Origin of the sequence: Sphingomonas sp. LR55, from assembly GCF_036856015.1 — a bacterium.
GTDB lineage: Bacteria > Pseudomonadota > Alphaproteobacteria > Sphingomonadales > Sphingomonadaceae > Sphingomonas.
Map to the genome: position 1 here is coordinate 1,268,201 of NZ_JASPFO010000001.1, position 21,265 is coordinate 1,289,465.

Here is a 21,265-nt window from a genome sequence, read left to right on the forward strand (position 1 = left end):
GCGTCACCCCTCCGTCAGTCCTGCGGACTGCCACCTCCCCTCGCAGGGGAGGATCTACGCGAGAGCCAACACAGGTTTGCGGCCTAAAGCGGTCGCCAGCGCGGTATGGCGACGTTCTACCGCCTCTCCGTAAAGCCCGCGATCGTCCCAGCGGAGCGTCAGCGTCAAGCAGACCCCGTCGTCCGCGAGGCTGGAGCGTTTCAGCGGTCCGGCCAGGCCGCCGCTCATGCGCTGGCCAAGGCGCATTGCCAGCCCCCACGCGGTCGCGCTCTTTACCGCCGCGGGGCTCGCCAGGCGGCCCACCGGATCTGCGGCCGCCAAGTCGCCGCCGAGGCTCGTGTAAAGCGCTTGCGCCAACATGCCCCGGCCTGGAGCGTCGATCGCCACCCAATTGCCGTGCAGCGCGACCTCTACGCCGCGTTCGGCGCGGAACTCCGGATTGGCCCGCCAGCCAACGTCGGCGAGCAGGCATGCGGTATGACGGAGTCGCGCCATTGCAGGCGGCTCGGTGGTGAATAACGGCGCGAGCCAGCGATCGAGCAGGTCGCCGTGCTCGGGAAACCGGCCAAGCAGGCGGCCTTCTTCGCGGGCTGCAACGATCAGGGGGTCGAGCGTGCGGTCTGCGGGCTTCAGATGTTCGTAGAGCAGCCCTTCGCGCAGGCCGTATGCCGATACGACCGTCGTCTTGCTGCCGAGTTGGCGCATCAGCACGCCGAGCAACGCGGCTGCGTCCGCCAGCGTCGCGGTACGGCCTGAAGACAAGCCGGGGATCGCCTTCAGGCGGGGCTTCGAAAGCTGCGGGATCGTTCGGCTCAACCGCGTGATGGTCGCGGCGGTCATCGGGTATTGATGGATGATCGGTAGCGGATAATTCGACAGCTCCATGTCGAGCCGCGCCAGCGCACGCCACGATCCGCCGACGAGATAGAGCGGCAGCCCCTGCCCCTTGGCCGTCCAGCCAGCCTCGCGCACCAGCCTTGCGACATAGCGTTCGAGCACCTTGCCGCGCTTGGCGCGAAGCGGGCCGATGCGAAGTACGCCCAAGGGAAACGAAACGCGGTCCTCGATCTTGCCGCGGCGAACGCGGACGAGTTCGAGACTGCCGCCGCCGAGATCGCCGACGATGCCATCCGCGTCGGGGATCGCGGAGAGCACGCCGTAGCCGGCCGCGCTGGCTTCCTGCTCGCCGGAAAGAGTCTCGACCTTGAGGCCGAGTTGTTCAGCGGTTGCAATGAGTTCGCCGCCGTTCTTCGCATCACGCACCGCCGCCGTTGCGACTGTACGAAGCGTCGAGCACTCCATCTCGCGCGACGGCAGCAAACCGCGCCAACGCGACACGCGCTGTCTTTAGCGCCGACTTCTCGATCGACCCAGTCGCCGCGAGGCCGCGACCGAGGCCGGCGAGCACCTTCTCGTTGAACCGGATCGCGGGCAGCCGTGGTGGCCCCTGATACACCACCAGACGGATCGAGTTCGAGCCGATGTCGATGATCCCGGTGCGCGGGTGATCATCTGTCTCCGCCTTGGGGGGCGAATTGCCAAACAGGACGCTGGTAACGCTCATCGTTTTCGACGGAGCGACAGCGTCGGCACGGCATTGCTGGTCGCGAGCGAGGCGCCGCGGCCGGAGAGCGAAGGATCTCGTCATGAAATACCGATGCAGGTTGAACGGGCGGTCGCCGGGATCGACGCGGCTGTATTCGCCGTCGGGGCCTAGCTCCCAACTCTGCTCGTTGTCGATCAGGTTCGCGACCATCACCTGATCGAGGATCTGGTCGTGGACGGTCGGGTTGAGGATCGGCAACATATATTCGACGCGGCGGTCGAAGTTGCGCGGCATCCAGTCCGCCGACGAGATGAACAGCTTGGCGCCGTCGTTGGGGAGCGCCTTGCCGTTGCCGAACGCCCAGATGCGGCTGTGCTCGAGGAACCGGCCGATCACCGACTTCACGCGGATCGTTTCGGACAAGCCGGGCACGCCGGGGCGCAGGCAGCAGATGCCGCGGATGATGAGGTCGATCTCGACCCCCGCCCCGCTCGCCTCGTACAGCTTCTCGATCACCGCCGGGTCGACCAGCGAGTTCATCTTCGCCCAGACGCCGGCGGGCTTGCCGGCACGCGCGTTGACAATCTCGACGTCGATCAGGTTCATCAAATTCTGGCGGAGATCACGCGGCGACAGGCTTACGCGCGCCATGTCGGTCGGTTCGACGTACCCCGTGATGTAGTTGAACATCTGCGCCGCATCGCGCCCGACCGCGGCGTCGGCGGTGAAGAAGCTGAGGTCGGTGTAGATCTTGGCGGTGACGGGATGGTAATTACCCGTGCCGAAATGGCAGTAGGTGCGGAACGCCTGGCCTTCGCGGCGGACGACCAGCGACACCTTCGCGTGTGTCTTCCAGTCGATGAAGCCGTAGACGACCTGTACGCCCGCACGCTCCAGCGCGGAGGCCCAGACCATGTTCTGTTCTTCGTCGAACCGCGCCTTGAGCTCGACCACTGCGGTGACCGACTTGCCCGCCTCGGCCGCGGTGATGAGCGCGTTAATGACCGCGGGCTGCTTGCCGGCGCGGTAGAGCGTCTGCTTGATCGCCACGACATCGGGGTCGTTCGCCGCCTGTTTGAGGAAGGCGAGCACCACTTCGAACGTCTCGTACGGGTGGTGGACGACGATGTCCTTGGCCTTGATCGCCGCGAAGCAATCGCCGCCGAATTCGCGGATTCTCTCGGGGAAACGCGGCGTGAAGGGCGGGAACTTCAGGTCGGGGCGATCCTCGTCGACCAACCCGTCGAGGTCGACGATGCCGAGGAGATTGCCACTCTCAGTGATGATCGCGTCGGCGCCGCCGAGTTCGTCCTTGAGGACCGCGGCGAGGACGTCGGGGATACCGGTTTCGAGTTCAAGGCGTATCACGCGACCCCGGCGGCGGCGCTTGATCGCGTTGGCGAAGTAGCGGACGAGGTCCTCGGCTTCCTCCTCGATCTCCATGTCACTGTCGCGCAGCACGCGGAAGCTCGCGGCGGCGAGGACGTCGTAGCCGGGGAAGAGGACCGGGGCGAACCGCTTGAGCAGCGTCTCGACCGCGATGTAGCGCGCGGGCTCGCCGGGAAGGCGGACGAAGCGCGTCATCGTGTGCGGGAGCATCACCAGTTCGCGGACCGGCTCATTGTCCGAGATACGGACGAGGTCGAAGATCACCGACAGGCCGCGGTTCGGGATGAACGGGAACGGATGTGCGGGGTCGAGCGCCTGCGGGGTCAGGATTGGGAAGATCTGGTCACGGAAATGCGTTTCGAGCCACTCATCCGCCTCGCCTTCGATCGCTTCGCGGCGAAGGACGAACAGCCCGGCTTCGTCGAGCAGGACGCGGAGATCGCCCCATACCGCCTGCTGACTCGCCATCAGCGCGTCGGCCTCGCGGACGATCGCGGTCAGCTGTTGTCCTGCGGTAAGCCCGTCCGCCGAGCGCCGGTCGACGTCCTGCGTCTGCTGCCCCTTCAGGCCGGCGACGCGGACCATGAAGAACTCGTCGAGGTTGGAGCCCGAGATCGACAGGAAGCGGAGCCGCTCTAGCAATGGATGCGCAGGGTTGCACGCCTCCTCCAGCACGCGCCGGTTGAACGCGAGCCAGGACAGCTCGCGGTTGAAAAACCGGTCGTTCGGCTCTGCGCCGATGGGATCGTCGTCGTCTTCCGATTGGCGGACGATATGGGCTGGACGGTTCATCGGGCCTCTTGGGGGCTTATGGTGGCGTAAAGAGCGGAAGGTCGAGAGCGAGTTGCGGCCGGAGGATCAGCCCGGCCTCGGTGAGTGTGGTTCGTGCAAGAGGAATGGACAAGCGCTTGCGACGTTCCATCGCCTCCTGATCGAGCGCATCGACGGTTCGCGTTACGGTAATATGACTGCGCTCGATTCTGGTCGCGAGCCAGTCGATCAGATCGGGCCGCGCATCGAGGCTGCGACGCTCGAACAAGTGCGCGAGCAACAGCCGCATGAGCTCGTCGTCGGGCGCGCCGATCGCCGCGATCGGGCTGGCGGCGAGACGCGAGCGGAGGTCGGGAAGCTTTACCTTCCATTCGGGCGGCGCGGCGTCGGCGACGATCAGCAGCGGCTTGTGCTCCTCCTGCGCGCGGTTCCAGGCGTGGAACAGCTGCGCCTCGGGCACGCGCTCGGCATCGTCGATGATCGTGCCGCCGCTCTTCGCCGCGAAGATCCGCGCGAGCAGGCTGCGGCCCGATTTGCGCGGGCCGGTGAGGATGGCAGTCATGACGGGCCAGGTCGCGGTGTGCTCCAGCGTGTGGACGGCCCGCGAGTTGGAGGGGGTAACCAGGAAGGCGTCGTCGCGAGGGTCCGCCGGCCACCCGAGTGGCAGCGCAATTTGAGTCATCTTGGTCGCGCTCACCCTGTCGTCGCATTGTCCGCGGGCAAGTCCGGCGGAAGAAGTTGGGCGACCCGGCGGATGCGGATCGTCTGGCCGGAGCCGAATACTTGGTAGCCGCGGGCTTCGAGCGCGGTCTTGAGCGCGGCCGGATCGCCATCGTACGCGACGCGCATCAGCGAGACGCCGCCGAGTGCGAGGCTGGTGGTCGCGGCCGAGCGGACGCCGGGGATCGCGCGGAGAGCGGCTTCGGTCGAGGAGACGTTTGCAGCAGCAGGTGTGTCGAACTGGACGATGACCGAGATGCCCTCGCCGCCGGTCAGCGCCGCGGTGTTTGCGTCCGCGGTCTCGTCGGTCGGCAGGTCGTCGATCACCGCGGCTTCGGGCGGCGGCGGTGGCGACAGGCTGTAGTCGACGCGGAGCGAGCCGTTGCGGCGGGCCTGCTGGTACAGGTCGTCGATCCGCTTCACGCCGGTATCGAGCAATTGCGCGATGCCGTCGGGCGTGCCGACTCGCAGCGTGAAGCTGCCGATCAGGTCGTTGTCGGGGCCGTGGCGCGCTTCGAACACGCCGATCACCGGGCCGCCGGGCCATTGGCGATACAGTTTCACGACCGGGGTGAGAACGTCGCTCGCGCCATATTGGTCGAGGATCGTCCGCCACCAGCCGCGGCCGGGGCGTTGCGTCTGGCCGACGTTGAGCAGGAGCGCGTCGGGGCCGGAGCCGGACGGGCGGACATAGTCTATGCTGCTGTTGCCGGTGCGATAGCGCGCCCAGGCCTGCTGCCACTGCGTGCTTTGCTCGAACGCCTGGCCGACGCCGCCCGAATACTGGACGGGGATGACGAGCATCGGCTGCGAACGATCGGAATAGGTCGAGATGCCGAGGATCGATCCGGCGCGGGTGCGATCGAACAGCACGCCGAGCTTGGCGATGTAACGCTGCGGGCCGATCTGTTCGTTCTCGACGACGATCCCGGAGACGAGCGAATCGAGCGTGCCATCGGAGACGAGACCGCCTCCGCCACCGAGCCGGTTCGACAATTGGACCCAGGCCTTGCGCTGGGCGAGCCGCCAGCCGCCATAGCGCGCGGCGTCGGCGGTCTTGCCCGCGACGTCGACGGTGACGCCACTCACCTCGTAGGCGCTGCCGCTGTCGACCGGAGCTGCGCCTCGGCTGCCGCCTTCGATTTGCGCGAGCACGGCTCCACCGCTCAGGAAGAGAGCGGCGCCAGCAAGCGCGGTGGGAAGGGTACGGATACGCATCAAGCGGGCCTTTTGGCGAAGCAGACGTGGAAATCCAAGCGCGATGTGGCTAGCAGCACCGATCATGACCGATACGCCAGACTCCGCCGCTCCCGCTTCGGGCCCTTACACCTACGCTCAGGCGGGCGTTTCGATCGCCGCGGGCAATGCGTTGGTGCGGGCGATCGCGCCGCTCGCGCGCTCGACGCGTAGGCCGGGGGCGGATGCCGATCTTGGTGGCTTTGGCGGGATGTTCGACCTCAAGGCGGCAGGGTTCGTCGATCCGTTGCTGGTCGCGGCGAACGATGGCGTGGGCACCAAGCTGAAGCTCGCGATCGAGTGGGACCGGCATGAGGGCGTCGGCGTCGACCTGGTGGCGATGTGCGTCAACGACCTGATCGTGCAGGGCGCCGAGCCGCTGTTTTTCCTCGATTATTATGCGAGCGGGAAGCTTGATGCGGCGGTCGCCGAGCGCGTCGTTGCCTCGATCGCGGAGGGGTGCAAGACCGCGGGTTGCGCGCTGATCGGGGGCGAGACCGCCGAGATGCCGGGCATGTATGCGGACGGCGATTACGACCTGGCAGGCTTCTGCGTCGGTGCGGTCGAGAGGACCAACGTGCTGACCGGACGCGAGATCGCTGCGGGCGACGTGATGCTCGGGTTGGCGTCGTCGGGCGTGCATTCGAACGGGTTCTCGCTCGTGCGTCGTCTCGCCACCGATCGCGGGTGGAAGCTCGATCGGCCTGCGTTGTTCGATCAGGACAAGTTGCTGATCGATCATCTGATGGCGCCGACTCGCATCTATGTCGCCAGCCTGCTGCCGTTGCTGCGCGAGCGGCGGATCAAGGGCCTGGCGCATATTACGGGCGGCGGGCTGCTTGAGAATATCCCGCGCGTGCTGCCGGACGGCGTGCATGCGGTGGTGAACGCCGATGCGTGGGAGCAGTCGCGGTTGATGGCGTTCCTCCAGGCGCAGGGCGCGATCGAGCCGGAGGAGATGGCGCGGACGTTCAATTGCGGGATCGGCATGGTCGTGATCGTGAGCGCGGACGAGGCCGAGGCGGTGACAGCGGCGCTTCAGGCGGCGGACGAAACGGTGTTCACGATCGGGCGGATCGAGACCGGGGCGCATGGCTGCACGGTCCGTGGGTCTGCCGGCACGTGGAGCGCACGCGAGGACTGGACCGCGACGCATGGCTGACAAGACGCGCGTCGGCGTGCTGATCTCCGGGCGCGGATCGAACATGATGGCGTTGGTCGGCGCGTCGCGGGCGGCCGACTGCCCGTATGAGATCGCCTTGGTCGCGTCGGACAAGCCGGACGCGGCTGGACTCGCATGGGCGCGGTCGGAGGGGGTGGCGACGTTCGCGCTCTCGCCGGAGGGTTTGGGGAAGCCGGCCTTTGAGGCGGCGATCGACGCGGCGTTGCGCGAGGCTGGCGTCGAGGTCGTTGCGCTCGCCGGGTATATGCGGTTGCTGTCGGACGGGTTCGTCGCGGCGTGGCGGGACCGGATCGTCAATATCCATCCGTCGCTGCTGCCCAAGTACAAGGGCCTCGACACGCATGCGCGGGCGATCGCGGCGGGCGATGCGGTTGGCGGTTGCTCGGTGCATGTCGTGACCGAGGAACTCGATGGCGGCGTGGTGCTGGGTCAGGCCGAGGTGCCGATCCATGCCGGCGACGATGCGGATGCGCTTGCGCGTCGCGTTCTGGCGGCCGAACATGCTTTGTACCCGAAGACCTTGGCGGAGTTCGTGACGCGATGACCGACTTGTCCCCCCTCGACCGCGTTCGTGCGGCGGCGCTGGCGTTGCCCGAGACGGAGGAAAAGGTTTCGCATGGCCAGCCGACGTTCTTCGTCGCGGGCAAGCAGTTCGCGCAGTTCCGGGCGGATCATCACGGCGATGGACTGACCGTGGTGTGTGTGAAGACGGGCGGGAGCGACGAGCAGGCGATGCTGATCGAGGCGAACCCGAACGTGTATTCGCGGCCGGCGTATCTTGGCGCAACCGGTTGGGTCGGGATGAATGTCGCAGGCGATCCGGACTGGGCGCTGGTCGAGGACAGGATCGCGCGGAGTTGGGAACTGGCGGCGCCTGCGCGGTTGCTGGAGGCTGGCGGTCGATGAGCGGCGAGACCCCGACCGAACGACGCGAGGCTGCGGCGACGCGACGGCGCTGGGTGACGCTGGCAGAGGTGCTGGCCGTTGCCGGCGTGCTGATCGCGGCGCTGACGTTGTGGAGCAACTGGTCGGAGCGCAGCGCGGACAATGCCGAGAAGGCGAGCGCGCGGGCTAGCGAAGCGCGGAAGGACCAGCGTTTCGAAATCCGCGCGGTGGCGGCGGAAAATGGCGACTCGCTGATGCTGTTGCGTGACGAAAAGCACGAGATCCAGGACGCGACCGTGGCGTTTCCGACCGCGTTGGGGGTCGGGCGGCAGGATGCGTTGACCGATCAGATCCAGCGGAGCTGGTTCGAGAAGGCGCTGCTCAAGGCGACCGATGGCGGTGCGGACGATCAGGCGGGGCGGCTGCCGGTGTTCATCACGGTGAACTATACCGACGGCGATGCGACGCGGTCGGCCAGCGGGATTTATGATGTGATCTGGCAGACGAAGGCTGGCGTATTCCCATTCGGGCGTTCGTTGAAGTTGCAGGGGTTGCGGGTTCGGCAGCGTGGTGGCGATCAGGCTAAGCTTGATGCGATCTGGGCGAAAGAAAAGCCGGCCGCGTAATCACGCCGCTCAGTTGCACCACCCCGGCGTAGGCCGGGGCCCAATTGGCAAGGCTGCAGTAACAGCGCACGGCGCTTCGTTAGCGACGTTCCCCAATTGGGCCCCGGCCTTCGCCGGGGTGGTCACTGTTGGGTTGGTGCGCGCCTTACTTACACCGCTCGAGCGTAGACCGGGTCGTCGTGGAGGGTGGTGCCGACCGTGAACTGGCGGGTGCCGATCACCTCGAAGCCCTGCCGTTCGTAAAAGGCTCGGGCGCGGGTGTTTTGGTCCCATACGCCTAGCAGGACTCGGGTCCGGCCTGCCGCCGTGGCGTCTTCGAGGGCGCGGGCCATCAGGGCGGCGCCCAGGCCTGTGCCTTGGGCCTGCTTCATGAGATAGATGCGGCGGAGTTCGATGTCCGCGGGGCCGGGTTCAATCGGGAAGTCCGGTGCGGTCAACACCGTGTAGCCTATTGGCGCGTGGCCGGGCTCGTACTCGGCCAGCGTCACGATCGTCGCAGGGTTGGCCAGCCACGTCTCGAACGTGGCGATGCTGTTCTTGATCGTGCAGTGGGAGACGATATCCGCCCCCGTCAGCACGGTCGCATAGGTGTCGAGAAACGTGGCGGATGCGACGAGCGACAGCGCGGGCGCGTCGCCCGGCCCTGCCCGTCGCAACCGCCAGGTCATCAGCCGACGATTTCTTCGGGCTTGAAGAAATAGGCGATCTCGATTTCGGCGTTCTCGTCCGAATCCGAACCGTGGACCGAGTTGGCTTCGATCGACTCAGCGAGTTCCTTGCGGATCGTGCCAGGCTCTGCGTTGGCGGGGTTGGTGGCGCCCATGATGTCGCGGTTGCGCTGCATCGCGTTCTCGCCTTCGAGAACCTGGACGACGACCGGGCCCGAGATCATGAACGAGACGAGCTCGCCGAAGAACGGACGCTCCTTGTGGACCGCGTAGAAGCCCTCGGCCTGCTCGCGGGTCATCTGGATGCGCTTCGAAGCGACGACGCGCAGGCCGGCTTCCTCGAGCATCTTGGTGACCGCACCGGTCAGGTTGCGGCGGGTTGCGTCGGGCTTGATGATCGAAAAGGTACGGTTCGCGGCCATGATGGTCACGGGCTCCTGTGTTGACGGTAATCAGATGCGCGGCGCTTAGGCGGGGACTGGCGCTAAAGCAACCTATGCGGCCTGTTCCCAACGGCCGGAGTCGTTCTGCTTCCAGTAGCGACGCTCGACGCCATCGCGGTCGGCCAACGCCTTCCACGCCAGGCGCGCTTCCTGGATCGCTTCGTCGTCAAAGAGGTGGAAGCCGCGGTCAAAGGTTAGGATAAGGTCACGCCAACGTCCGTCTACCACTGCGACGTTGCGGGCAGCGTTGGTGGGGGCGGTTTCCGAGATATCTTGAGCGATTAGAATGGGTTGTGCGGTGTCGTCGTTGCTGCCGGCCTGGGCGTGGGGGAGAAAGCTCTCGGGGGCGTAGGACCAGAGCAGCCGGTCGAGCGCGACGCGTTGCTCTTCGGGTTCGGCGACGATCAGGAGGCGGCCTCCGGTTGCGACGACGCGCTCGGCGATGCGCGGGAGGACGCGGTCGAGGGGCTGGTTAGGTGGTAGAAATCGACCTGCATTCTTACTCCCCTTCCGCTTGCGGGAGGGGTCGGGGTGGGCTTTGCCTCGCCCGACACCGCTCGCGGTTGGCCCCTCCCTAACCCCTCCCGCAAGCGGGAGGGGAATTCTTGCGTTCAGCCCTCGAAATTGTCGGCGACGAACTGGTCGAGCAACCGTACGCCGTAGCCGGTTGCACCCTTGTCGTGGTTCGTCCCCGGCTTGTCCGACCAGACCATGCCGGCGATGTCGAGATGCGCCCACTTCACGCCCTCGTCGACGAAGCGCTTGATGAACTGCGCTGCGGTGATCGAGCCGGCGCCGCGGGGGCCGACGTTCTTCATGTCGGCGATCGGCGAGTCGATCAGCTTGTCGTAAGCGGGCGACAACGGGAAACGCCACAGCGTGTCGCCAGTGGTCTTGCCTGCCGCAATCAGCTGGTCGGCGAGCGCGTCGTCATTGGCGAAGATGCCGCCATTCTCCGTACCGAGCGCGACGATCATCGCGCCGGTGAGCGTGGCGAGGTCGACGATCGTGGTCGGCTTGTGCGCCTGCTGTACCCAGGTGACGCAATCGCAGAGCACGAGGCGACCCTCGGCGTCGGTGTTGAGCACTTCGATCGTCTGGCCGGACATCGAGGTGATGACGTCGCTCGGACGCAGCGCGGCGCCGTCGGGCATGTTCTCGACCAGGCCCATCACGCCGACGACGTTCGCCTTCGCCTTCCGGCTGGCCAGCGCCTTCATCGCGCCGGCGACGGCACCCGCGCCGCCCATGTCCCACTTCATGTCTTCCATGCCAGCGCCGGGCTTGATCGAGATGCCGCCCGAATCGAACGTCACGCCCTTGCCGACTAACGCGAGGGTGGGCGCGTCGGCCCCTGCCCCGTTCCACTTGAGCGCGAGGATGCGTGCTTCACGGCGTGAGCCCTGGCTGACGCCGAGCAGCGAGCCCATGCCGAGTTCGGTCATCTGTGCTTCGTCGAGTACGGTGATCTCAAGCCCGAGACCTTCGACGTCCTTCGTCACCTTCTCGACGAAGCTCTCGGGATAGACGACGTTCGGCGGCGAGGTGACGAGCCAGCGCGTCAGGTCGAGACCGCCGGTGACCGCGGCCGCCTCGGTCCAGGCTGCGTCGGTACCGTCGGGCGCGCCCGCGATGGTGATCTCGGTCAGCGTCGGCTTCGACTTCTCGGCGAGCTTCGTGCGGTACGTGTCGTAGCGCCATGCCCGCTGGGCGGCGGCAGCGGCGAAGTGTGCGGCGGCCTTCGGCGTCGGCGTGGCTCCAGCCGAGAGGTCGGCCACAACCGATGTCGCGCCCGAGGTCAGCAGACGTGCTGTGATCGCACCGCCGGCCTTTTCCCAATCGGCGGTCTCGCCCGCGCCGACACCGACCAGCAGGACCTGACGGACCTTACCCTCGACAGACACGAACAGTTCGACCACCGAACCGGCCTCGCCGGCAAACCGAGCCGCAGCGGTCGCGCTGGTCGCGAGCGTTTCCGCATCGCCACCGATCGCGCGCCAAGTCACCTGCGCCATGCCGTCCTTCGCGACCGGAACGGCGAGAATCGGGGCATTGGCGGGGACGGTAGGCGCGAAGACGATTTGCATGAAGAAACCTCGGGAAGCGTTTTGAACGGATACACTAAGTTGATGCCGCATGCCCGGCAAAGCAAGGTGGCGGCCTGCCATCGCACGGCGATTGCAGCGAAGCCCCGGTGGTGCGATAGGCGGGCGATAGGGCGGCAAATGGCTGCCGAGTGCCAAAGGGGTTGGTTCGGATCGTGTTGCGTATCGACCTTTTGACGGGTTGTGCCGTTTCGCTCGCGCTGGCGTGCGGACTGGCGACTTCCCCGTGCAGGCTCAGGATTTCCAGAACCGCCCGGTCGCGCCGCCGGTACAGGACGCACCGGTCGCGAACACGCCTGCTGCAGCTCCCGCCGAGGATCAGGTCCAGTTCAGCGCTAACGGCCTGGAATACGACACGAATACGGAAATCGTCACCGCCAACGGCGAAGTCCGTATGTTCCGGCAAGGCAGTCGCCTGCGCGCCGACAAGGTCGTCTGGAACCGCAAGACCGGCAAGGTCGTCGCGACGGGCAATATCGCGGTCACCAATCCCGAAGGCGACATTGCCTATGGCGATGAGATCAATCTGACCGACTCGCTCAAGGACGGCGTGGTCGACAACATGCTCGTCGTTCTCGAACAAGGCGGGCGCCTCGCGGCCAAGCAGGGCACGCGCGAGACCGACGGCACGGTCAATCTGAAGAGCGCCGCCTATACGCCTTGCGGTGTCACCAATTCGGCGGGCTGCCCCAAGGAGCCGACGTGGAAGATCACCGCGGTCCGCGTCACCTATCGCCCCGAACGCAAGCGTATCTATTACTCCGGTGCGCGGCTGCATCTGTTCGGACTGCCGAGCCTGCCACTCCCGAAATTCTCGAACCCGGTCGGTGGTGGCAGCGACAGTGGACTGCTGTCGCCCAACGGAGGCTATAGCCGCGTCAACGGGCTCGAGGTCAGCGTACCCTATTACTGGAAGCTGGCCCCCAACCAGGGGCTGGTGATCACCCCGCACATCTACAGCAGCGTGCTGCCGATGGCGCAGGTCGATTATTCCGCGCTCAGCACCAAGGGTGCGTTCAGCGTCCGCGCCTACGGAACCGAGAGCCGCCGAAGCGACGACCTCAACACCGCTACCCCGACCGACACGAGCATGGCGTTCCGCGGGTATATCGACGGCATGGCGCGCTATCAGCTGACGCCGAACTGGACCGCGAGCGGTTCGCTGCGGCTGACCACCGACCGCACGTTCCTGCGGCGCTACGACATCTCGCGCGACGACCGGCTGCGCACCACGGCCAGCCTGGAACGAGATCGACGACAGCAGTTATTTCTCGCTCAGCGGCTGGTATGCACAGACACTGCGAGTCAATGACAGCCAGGGACAGCAGCCGATCGCGCTGCCCGAGATCGAATATCGCAAGCGCTTCGACGATGGGCTGGTCGGAGGCCGGTTCCAGCTCCAGCTCAACACGCTCGCGCTGACGCGCACCGATGGGCAGGACACGCAGCGCGCATTTGCCAGCCTGCAATGGGATCTGCGCCGGCTGACGAACTGGGGCCAGGAGGTTACCTTCACCGCGTTCGCGCGCGGCGACATCTACAATACGAGCGACACCGACGAGACCCGGATTATCAGTTATCGCGGGCTCGAGGGTTTTCGCCAGCGTGCGATCGGCGCGCTTTCGGTCGATGTGAAATGGCCGTTCATCGGCTCGTTCCTTGGTGGCACACAGCGCTTCACGCCGCGCGTCCAGTTCATTGCGGCACCAAAGGTCGCCAACATCACGCTGCCGAACGAGGATCTGCGCGCGGTCGATCTCGACGACACCAATTTGTTCTCGCTCAACCGGTTCGCCGGCTATGACCGGTTCGAGGATTCCTCGCGCGCCACCTATGGCGGCGAATGGGCGCTCGACCTGCCGGGGATCAGCTTCACCACCAATGTCGGGCAGAGCTACCGTCTCGGCGACCGGCCGACGATCCTGCCTGACGGAACGGGCCTGAGCGACCGTTTCTCCGATATCGTCGGACGCAGCGAACTCCGGTTTCGCGATTTCGTTTCGATCGTCCATCGCTACCGGCTCGACAAGGACGGCTTTGCGATCCGTCGCAACGAAGTCGACGCGACGATCGGCTCGCGCGCGACCTATGTGCTGGTCGGCTATCTCAAGCTCAACCGCAACATCGATCCGTCGATCGAGGATCTGCGCGACCGCGAGGAAGTCCGGCTCGCCGGCCGCGTCCAGTTCGCGCGATTCTGGTCCGCATTCGGCTCGGGCGTGGTCGATCTGACCAATACCGCGGAGGACCCGCTGTCCAACAGCGATGGCTTCACGCCGATCCGCCACCGCATCGGCATCCAGTACGAGGACGACTGCCTGCGGCTCGGTGGAACGTGGCGGCGCACCTACAACGACACCGGCGACGCGCGGAAGGGCAACAGCTTCCTGTTGACGCTGGCCTTCACCAACCTCGGCCGCTAAGCCCGCGTTCAGCTACTTTGGGGCAAACCGCACCGGGTATGCGCCGTCATGAGAGATGATGGCGCGATCTGCGGTGCGCGATGATGGGATACCGACACTTGAAGCATGATGTTCGACTGGCGGCGCGTGGCGGCCGTGTGATCGGTTCGGTGGTTCTGGCCGCGCTGGCGGCAAGCGCGATCGCGCAGGCCGTGCCACCCAAGGCTGCACAAGGTCGACGCGGATCGCGACCCGCGCCGACCCAGCCCGCGCAGGCGCAGCCGGCTCCGGCTCCATCGCCTCCGGGTCAGACGGTCCAGGATCAGAGCGTGCCGGACAATACCGGTCTCGACATCCCGACCAACCTCCAGATCTTCGGCAAGCTCGATCCGAACGTCCGCAAGCCGACCGCGATCGTCAACGACACAGTGATCACGGGCACCGACGTCGACCAGCGCGTGGCGCTGGTGGCGATGGCGAACGAGGCAAAGCTGTCGCCGGAGGATCGCGAGCGGCTGAAGCTCCAGGTGCTCCGCCAGCTGATCGACGAAACGCTCCAGATCCAGGAAGCGAAGACCGCCGACATCACGATCACCCCGGCCGAGCTCACGCAGAGCTATGACGCGGTGTCGAAGCGGTTCAACCGCACGCCGGTCGCGATGCGCGCCTATCTGCGCGAGTCCGGTTCGTCCGAGCGGTCGCTGAAGCGCCAGATCGAGGGTGAGCTTGCGTGGCAGCGCTATCTGCGTCGCCGGGTCGAGCCGTTCGTCAACGTCGGCGACGAGGAGGTGAAGTCGATCATCGACCGTCTCCAGGCCGCCAAGGGCACCGACGAGTTCAACCTCAAGGAAATCTACCTCGCGGCAACGCCGGCGAACAGCCAGCAGGTCTATGCGAACGCCAAACAGATCCTGCAGGAAATCCAGAAGGGTGCGCAGCCGTTCGAATATTACGCGCGGCAATTCTCCGAAGCGTCGACCCGCGCGGTCGGAGGCGATCTCGGCTGGATCTCGTGCGGCGACTTTGCCGGCGCAGCTGGCTGAAGCCGCGACGACGATGCAGGTCGGTCAGGTTGCCGGACCGATCGAGGTCTCGGGCGGCTATTCGATCCTCTACCTCACCGACAAGCGCCAGGTGCTGACCGCCGATCCGCGTGACGCCAAGCTCAGCCTGAAGCAGCTTACCTTGCGCTTCCCGCCGAACACCAACCAGGCGCAGGCTTCGGCGCGGGCACAGGCGTTCGCGAAGGCGACGCAGGAGCTGCGCGGCTGCGGTACGGTCGAGAAGGTTGCGGCCGGGATCGGCGCGGACGTGGTCGACAACGATACGGTCCGGATCCGCGACCTGCCGCCGCAGCTCCAGGAAGTGATGCTAAAGCTGCAGGTCGGCGAGTCGAGCCCGCCGTTCGGGTCCGCCGAGCAGGGCGTTCGTGCGCTGGTGCTGTGCGGTCGCGACGAAGCGGCGGGCGGTTCGGTGCCCAACTCCGAGCAGATCCAGGGCCAGCTCGAACAGCAGCGCGTCAATCTGCGCGCGCAGCAGAAGCTGCGCGATCTGCGGCGCGATGCCGTGGTCGAATATCGGTGATCGCGGCATGACGCGCGTCCAGCCGCTGGCGGTGTCGATGGGCGATCCTGCCGGGATCGGGCCCGAGATCATCGCCAAGGCGTGGGATGCGCGTGCAACGCATAGCCTGCCGCCTTTCGTGGCGGTGGGCGATGCGCGTGCGATCGAGCGGGTCTGGGCGGGCCCGATCGCGCGCGTCGCGGACATGACCGCCGCTGCCGACGCGTTCGCAACGGCATTGCCCGTGCTCACCGTCGGCGATGCAGGCGCGATCGTTCCGGGCGAGCCGGACGCCGATGGTGCGCGGTGTGCGCTGCATTCGCTCGAGCTCGCCGTCGGCTTGGTCCGCACAGGTGCAGCGCGTGCGCTCGTTACGGGCCCCGTGTCTAAGTCCCAGCTGTATGCGATCGGCTTCAGTCATCCAGGGCAGACCGAGTTCGTGGCCGAGCGCTACGGCGTCGCGGGCGACAACGCTGTGATGATGTTGGCCGGACCTTCGCTGAAGGTGGTGCCGATCACGACGCACGTGCCGTTGAAAGACGTGTCCGCGCTGCTGACGGTCGATCTGATCGTCGCCAAGGCGCGCGCGACCGCACGCGGACTATTGCGGAACTTCGGCATCGAGAACCCGCGGCTCGCCTTCGCGGGGTTCAATCCGCATGCCGGCGAACAGGGTGCGCTTGGCCGGGAAGAGATCGATATCATCGCGCCGGCGATCGCGATGCTCCGCGAGGAAGGAATTGATGCGACCGGACCGTTTGCGGCGGACACGATGTTCCACCCGCGCGCGCGAGACCTATGACGTCGTGATGTGCTGCTATCACGACCAGGCGCTCGTCCCGTTAAAGACGATTCATTTCGACGAAGGCGTCAACATGACGCTCGGCTTGCCGATCGTGCGGACATCGCCGGATCACGGCACCGCGTTCGCGATTGCTGGCAAGAACCTCGCCGAACCCGGCGCGATGATCGCGGCGATCGCGATGGCGGGTGAAGCAGCGGACCGACGCGCGCAGACCGCCGCCCAGTCGTGAGCGGACCAGCTATGACGGACCTCCCCCGCTGCGCGAGGTCATCGCGCGCTATGGCTTGAACGCGAGCAAGGCGCTTGGGCAGAATTTTCTGTTCGACGGGCAATTGCTCAAGCGGATCGCCGCGGTGCCGGGCGATCTCCACGATGCCGAAGTGCTCGAAGTGGGCCCTGGCCCCGGCGGCCTGACGCGCGCGCTGCTCGCGGCGGGAGCGCGGGTGACGGCGATCGAGCGTGACCGGCGGTGCATCCCGGCGCTGGCGGAACTCGGCGAGGCGTACCCGGGGCAGCTACGTGTGATCGAGGGCGATGCGATGGAAATCGATGCCCCTGCGCTGTTCGAGGGCAAGCCGCATATCGTGTCGAACCTGCCGTATAATATCGGCACCGCGTTGCTGGTCGGGTGGCTGTCGACGTCTTGGCTGCCCTGGTGGCAGTCGTGTACACTGATGTTCCAGAAGGAAGTCGCGGAGCGGATCGTCGCCAAGACCAACGACGATCATTATGGACGGCTGGCGGTGCTGGCGCAGTGGCGCTCCACCGCGCGGATCGCGATGCCGGTGCACCGGTCGGCGTTCACGCCGCCGCCGAAGGTGATGTCCGCTGTGGTGCATCTGGTGCCGGTTGAGGCGCCGGAGGGGGTGAACTTCGCGGTGCTCGAGCGGCTGACCGGCGCAGCATTTGGGCAGCGGCGGAAGATGTTACGGCAGAGCCTGAAGGGCGTGCCGGGCGCGCTCGATGCGCTAGAGCGGATCGGGGTGGACGCGACGCGTCGGGCGGAAACGCTGTCGGTAGCGGATTTCGCGGCGTTGGCGAAAGCGGTCGGAGCGCCCCGGGGCGACTAGCCTACACGCGCAGGACATTTCGAGGAGTACCTCCCCGGCGGAGGCCGGGACCCAGTTGGAAGAGGCGTAGTAACGACCCGCCGTCCGAAGTTATAACCGTTCCCCAGCTGGGCCCCGGCCTCCGCCGGGGAGGTGCAGCTTTCGCGGGAACCCTCAGTCCTTGGCGGCGACCGGGGTTTTCTCGACCTGTGCGGTTGCGATCGGCGGGCCCTTGGCGATCACCGCGGCAAGTTGAGTCGCCTCGGGGCAAGCGCCCTTGCAGAGCGTCCGGATCTTCACGAGGTTATCCTTCGCGCGGACCACGGCACCCTTGGCGACCAGCGCCTCGCCCTGGCCCTTCAGCGCCGCGACATCGTTCGGTTCGAGCAGCAGCGCCTCGCGGTACAGCCGGATCGCCTTGCCCGGCAGATCGCGGCTCTCGGCGACCTGGGCGAGCAGCAGGAACGCCGCGCGGTTGCGCGGGTCGACCGCGACCGACGTTTCCAGCACATCGGTCGCGCCGTCGAGATTGCCCGCCGTCATCAACGAACGCCCCTGCGCTAGAAGCTGCATCGAGCGGGCATCGATCTGCGCGTCGGGACGCTGCCCGCTGAGCGAGGTCGATACGCACACGAGAGTCAGCGTGGCGGCAAGGGCAACGGACGAAAAACGCATGATCGTCTCCAGGCGGGTCATTAACCGGCTGGCTAGCACGCAGCCCGGAGGCGCGCGACAAAAAAGCCGTCGGTGCCGTCGCGGCCGGGTTCGAGGCGGACGCCGTGGCCGTGTTTGGCGCCGGCGGGGAGCGTCAGGGGCTCGGTCGTCCAGCCGGGATGCGCGTTGAGGAACCAGATGACTTGGTCGGTACCCTCGGCGTCGAGCAGCGAGCAAACGATGTAGACGAGCGCGCCGCCGGGCTTGACCAGCGTGGCGGCCACGGAGAGCACTTGCTGCTGCGTCGATTGCAGCCGCGAGACGCGATCGGGGGTAAGCCGCCAGCGCGCCTCGGGATTGCGCCGCCATGTGCCGGTGCCCGAGCAGGGGGCGTCGACCAGCACGCCGTCGGCGCGACCGGCCCATTCGCTGAGCGCCTCGATCTCGCGCGTCGGGTTGAGCAGGCGGCTCTCGACGATCGTCGCGCCGGCGCGGGTCGCGCGGGGGGCAAGGCGCGAAAGGCGGTTGCGGTCGGTGTCGCAGGCGAGGATCACGCCTTCATTCTTCATCGTTGCGGCCAACGCGAGCGTCTTGCCGCCGGCGCCTGCGCAGAGATCGACGATCCGTTCGCCGGGCTTTGCCTGCATCGCGAGGCCGACTAGCTGGCTGCCTTCGTCCTGCACCTCGAGCGCGCCTTCGTTGAAGAGCGGGAGCGCTTCGACGTTAGTGCCGGTGGGGAGGCGGATGCCGTCCGGGGCGTGGGGGGTGGCTTCGGCGTCGGGAAGTGCTGCGAGGACGGTCGCGCGGTCGGCGATCAGCGTGTTGACGCGGAGATCGAGCGTGGCGCGGCCGGCTAGATCTGTAAGGGCGGCACCGTCGAGGCCTGAAGCGCGGAGTGCCTTGCTCAGCCACTGCGGTGCGACGCCGACGCGGGCGCGGGGTTCATCCTTGGCGATCGGGGCGGGCGCATGGGTGGAGCCGTCGAAGGTTGCGGCGACTTCCGGATCGGCGTCGGCGACGAGGAGCATCGCGGTACGGCCATTTTCGGGGCGGTCGCCGGCCTTGCGGATTGCGGCGTAGACGAGTTCGCGGACCGCGCGGCGGTCCTTCGAGCCGGCGTAGCGGCGGGTGGCGAAATAGCGGGCGATCAGCGTGTCTGCGGCGGCGCCGGACTCGCGGGCGGCGGCGATGATCTGGTCCAGGAGTTCGATCGCGGCTTGGGTGCGTGCGGGGGGTCACTTCTGGGCTCCCGACTTTGCGTGGGTTCGGGGGAGGCTTGGTACGGAGTGTTCGTCATCATCCCCTCCCTAGCCCCTCCCGCGAGCGGGAGGGGAATAATTTCGGGTTGGCCGCCACGTAGCAGCGCATCCCACCCGTTCACCCGACATCCCTTTCCCCGTCTCATCCCTTTCCCCGTCATCCCGGCGAACGCCGGGACCCATGGTTGCGATTTGAGTGATGGTTGCGCGCTACGCTGGGTCCACCGTGTCCGTGGGTCCCGGCGTTCGCCGGGATGACGGAAGGGTGTGACCATTGTCACGTCGTTCTGGCTTAGGACCCGCATACAATCGTCATTCCCGCGCAGGCGAATATGACGATTGTGAGTAGGGATACTTCCCAGTCGCTGGCCAGTGAGCAAGCGGCAACCGACCCAAGCCCGCTTCCCTTTCCAGCGAGGGGAAGCGCCGTTACCGCGTCGGGTAGTTCGGCGCTTCGCGCGTGATCGTGACGTCGTGAACATGGCTCTCCATCAACCCGGCACCGGTGATCTGCACGAACTCCGCCCGCGCCTGGAGATCCGGGATCGTCGCGGAGCCGGTATAGCCCATCGCCGCCTTGATGCCGCCGACCAGCTGGTGAACGACATCCCTCGCCGGGCCCTTGTACGCGACCTGCCCTTCAATGCCTTCGGGCACGAGCTTCAGCTGGTCCTTGATGTCGCCCTGGAAATAGCGGTCCGCCGACCCGCGGCCCATCGCGCCGACCGAGCCCATGCCGCGGTACGACTTGTATGCACGGCCTTGGTAAAGGAACGTCTCGCCCGGTGCCTCGTCCGTGCCGGCAAGCAGTGAACCGATCATGACCGTCGACGCGCCGGCCGCGAGCGCCTTGGCCATGTCACCCGAGGTGCGGATGCCGCCGTCGGCGATCACCGGGACGCCAGCCTTGTGGCCTGCCTCCGCGCAATCCATCACCGCGGTCAGCTGCGGCACGCCGACGCCAGCGACCACCCGCGTCGTGCAGATCGAGCCTGGGCCGATCCCGACCTTGATCCCGTCCGCGCCCGCACCGATCAGTGCGCGCGTCGCTTCGGCAGTGGCGACGTTGCCCGCCACCACCTGCACCGAGTTGGACAGCTTCTTCACACGCTCCACCGCGCGGCCAACGTCGCGGTTATGGCCGTGCGCGGTGTCAATCACGATCAGGTCGCAGCCGGCGTCGACCAGCTGCTCGGTCCGATCGAAGCCCTTGTCGCCGACCGTCGTCGCCGCCGCCACGCGCAGGCGGCCCGCCTCGTCCTTGGTCGCATCGGGGAACATCACCGCCTTCTCGATGTCCTTGACGGTGATCAGCCCGACGCAGCGATACTGCGCATCGACCACCAGCAGCTTCTCGATGCGGCGGGCGTGGAGCAGGCGACGCGCGTCTTCCTTGCCGACTTCGGTCGAGACGGTGGCGAGATTCTCGTGCGTCATCAGCTCGCTGACGGGCTGTTTCGGATCGCCCGCGAACCGCACGTCGCGGTTGGTGAGGATACCGACGAGCTTGCCATCCGCTTCGACCACCGGGATGCCGCTGATGCGGTGGCCCGACATGAGGGCCTGCGCCTCGCCGAGAGTCGCGGTCGGCTTGATCGTGATCGGGTTGACCACCATGCCCGACTCGAACCGCTTGACCTGACGGACCGCGATGACCTGCTCCTCGACGGTCAGGTTGCGGTGGAGCACGCCGATGCCGCCGAGCTGTGCCATCACGATCGCCATGTCGGCTTCGGTGACGGTGTCCATCGCGGACGAGAGGATCGGGATGTTGAGCGCGATACCGCGCGTCAGCTGAGTCCGGGTATCGGCCTGGCTTGGCAGCACGTCCGATTCCCCCGGATACAGGAGGACGTCGTCGAATGTGAGGCCGAGGCGGATATCCATGAGAGCTGCCGTTCCTGGGTGTGAGGTGGCGCGCCATGTAACCAAACGCGCGGCGTACGGCTAGGCCTCTCCTT

Annotated in this window: 13 protein-coding genes and 6 pseudogenes; 8 read left to right on the plus strand and 11 right to left on the minus strand. The window is 66.7% G+C overall.

Features of this window, described 5'->3' with window-relative positions:
* Nucleotides 1-54: 54 nt before the first annotated feature.
* The 4 genes and pseudogenes from QP181_RS05950 to QP181_RS05965 form a co-directional block, all read right to left on the minus strand.
* Nucleotides 55-1,564, minus strand: a pseudogene (locus QP181_RS05950) (Ppx/GppA phosphatase family protein).
* Nucleotides 1,561-3,727, minus strand: a pseudogene (locus QP181_RS05955) (RNA degradosome polyphosphate kinase). Before QP181_RS05955 ends, QP181_RS05950 begins: the two co-directional pseudogenes overlap by 4 nt.
* A gap of 16 nt (nucleotides 3,728-3,743) precedes the next feature.
* Nucleotides 3,744-4,388: an HdaA/DnaA family protein gene (locus QP181_RS05960; RefSeq protein ID WP_056482954.1), complete on the minus strand. Its 645-nt coding sequence runs from the start codon at nucleotides 4,386-4,388 to the stop codon at nucleotides 3,744-3,746.
* Nucleotides 4,389-4,399: 11 nt separating this feature from the next.
* Nucleotides 4,400-5,644: a heavy-metal-associated domain-containing protein gene (locus QP181_RS05965; protein ID WP_333927961.1), complete on the minus strand. Its 1,245-nt coding sequence runs from the start codon at nucleotides 5,642-5,644 to the stop codon at nucleotides 4,400-4,402.
* A gap of 64 nt (nucleotides 5,645-5,708) precedes the next feature.
* On the opposite strand from QP181_RS05965, the gene purM reads away from it, so the two are divergent.
* Genes purM through QP181_RS05985 form a run of 4 tightly spaced genes read left to right on the plus strand, consistent with a single transcriptional unit; the run spans nucleotide 5,709 to nucleotide 8,356 of the window.
* Nucleotides 5,709-6,824, plus strand: a complete 1,116-nt coding sequence (gene purM / locus QP181_RS05970; protein ID WP_333927962.1) for a phosphoribosylformylglycinamidine cyclo-ligase — start codon at nucleotides 5,709-5,711, stop codon at nucleotides 6,822-6,824.
* Nucleotides 6,817-7,389, plus strand: a complete 573-nt coding sequence (gene purN / locus QP181_RS05975; RefSeq protein ID WP_333927963.1) for a phosphoribosylglycinamide formyltransferase — start codon at nucleotides 6,817-6,819, stop codon at nucleotides 7,387-7,389. Before purM ends, purN begins: the two co-directional genes overlap by 8 nt.
* Nucleotides 7,386-7,751 (plus strand): MmcQ/YjbR family DNA-binding protein, encoded by a 366-nt coding sequence (locus tag QP181_RS05980; RefSeq protein WP_333927964.1) that lies wholly within the window; start codon nucleotides 7,386-7,388, stop codon nucleotides 7,749-7,751. Before purN ends, QP181_RS05980 begins: the two co-directional genes overlap by 4 nt.
* Nucleotides 7,748-8,356: a hypothetical protein gene (locus QP181_RS05985; RefSeq protein ID WP_333927965.1), complete on the plus strand. Its 609-nt coding sequence runs from the start codon at nucleotides 7,748-7,750 to the stop codon at nucleotides 8,354-8,356. The genes QP181_RS05980 and QP181_RS05985 overlap by 4 nt, the downstream gene beginning before the upstream one ends.
* Before the next feature lie 149 nt (nucleotides 8,357-8,505).
* On the opposite strand, the gene QP181_RS05990 is transcribed toward QP181_RS05985, so the two are convergent.
* The 4 genes and pseudogenes from QP181_RS05990 to QP181_RS06005 all read right to left on the minus strand — a co-directional run bounded on the left by QP181_RS05990 (nucleotide 8,506) and on the right by QP181_RS06005 (nucleotide 11,554).
* Nucleotides 8,506-9,024 carry a GNAT family N-acetyltransferase gene (locus tag QP181_RS05990; RefSeq protein WP_333927966.1) on the minus strand — a complete coding sequence of 173 codons (519 nt, stop codon included), beginning with the start codon at nucleotides 9,022-9,024 and terminating at the stop codon, nucleotides 8,506-8,508.
* Nucleotides 9,024-9,446, minus strand: coding sequence for a nucleoside-diphosphate kinase (gene ndk / locus QP181_RS05995; protein WP_031393391.1), 423 nt, complete (start codon nucleotides 9,444-9,446; stop codon nucleotides 9,024-9,026). Before ndk ends, QP181_RS05990 begins: the two co-directional genes overlap by 1 nt.
* 72 nt (nucleotides 9,447-9,518) lie before the next feature.
* A pseudogene (locus tag QP181_RS06000) lies at nucleotides 9,519-9,964 on the minus strand (DNA polymerase III subunit chi).
* 114 nt (nucleotides 9,965-10,078) lie between these two features.
* A complete protein-coding gene (locus QP181_RS06005; protein WP_333927967.1) occupies nucleotides 10,079-11,554 on the minus strand; it encodes a leucyl aminopeptidase in 1,476 nt (491 codons plus the stop codon).
* Between the two features lie 173 nt (nucleotides 11,555-11,727).
* Between QP181_RS06005 and QP181_RS06010 the strand changes: the two are divergent.
* The 4 genes and pseudogenes from QP181_RS06010 (at nucleotide 11,728) to rsmA (ending at nucleotide 17,412) form a co-directional block, all read left to right on the plus strand.
* Nucleotides 11,728-13,995: pseudogene (locus QP181_RS06010) on the plus strand (LPS-assembly protein LptD).
* Between the two features lie 308 nt (nucleotides 13,996-14,303).
* A pseudogene (locus QP181_RS06015) lies at nucleotides 14,304-15,558 on the plus strand (peptidylprolyl isomerase).
* Nucleotides 15,536-16,571: pseudogene (gene pdxA / locus QP181_RS06020) on the plus strand (4-hydroxythreonine-4-phosphate dehydrogenase PdxA). Before QP181_RS06015 ends, pdxA begins: the two co-directional pseudogenes overlap by 23 nt.
* Nucleotides 16,572-16,626: 55 nt before the next feature.
* Complete coding sequence (gene rsmA / locus QP181_RS06025; RefSeq protein ID WP_333929569.1) at nucleotides 16,627-17,412, plus strand: 16S rRNA (adenine(1518)-N(6)/adenine(1519)-N(6))-dimethyltransferase RsmA; 786 nt, start codon at nucleotides 16,627-16,629, stop codon at nucleotides 17,410-17,412.
* A 153-nt stretch (nucleotides 17,413-17,565) separates the two neighbouring features.
* Here the strand turns inward: rsmA and QP181_RS06030 are convergent, their stop codons facing one another.
* From QP181_RS06030 to guaB, 3 genes are all read right to left on the minus strand, one after another.
* The gene (locus tag QP181_RS06030) at nucleotides 17,566-18,066 is read right to left on the minus strand and encodes a tetratricopeptide repeat protein (protein WP_332753837.1); all 501 of its coding nucleotides are present in this window, start codon (nucleotides 18,064-18,066) and stop codon (nucleotides 17,566-17,568) included.
* 32 nt (nucleotides 18,067-18,098) lie between these two features.
* Complete coding sequence (locus QP181_RS06035) at nucleotides 18,099-19,073, minus strand: RsmB/NOP family class I SAM-dependent RNA methyltransferase (protein WP_333927968.1); 975 nt, start codon at nucleotides 19,071-19,073, stop codon at nucleotides 18,099-18,101.
* A 660-nt stretch (nucleotides 19,074-19,733) separates the two neighbouring features.
* Nucleotides 19,734-21,191, minus strand: a complete 1,458-nt coding sequence (guaB, locus tag QP181_RS06040; protein ID WP_333927969.1) for an IMP dehydrogenase — start codon at nucleotides 21,189-21,191, stop codon at nucleotides 19,734-19,736.
* Nucleotides 21,192-21,265 lie beyond the last annotated feature (74 nt).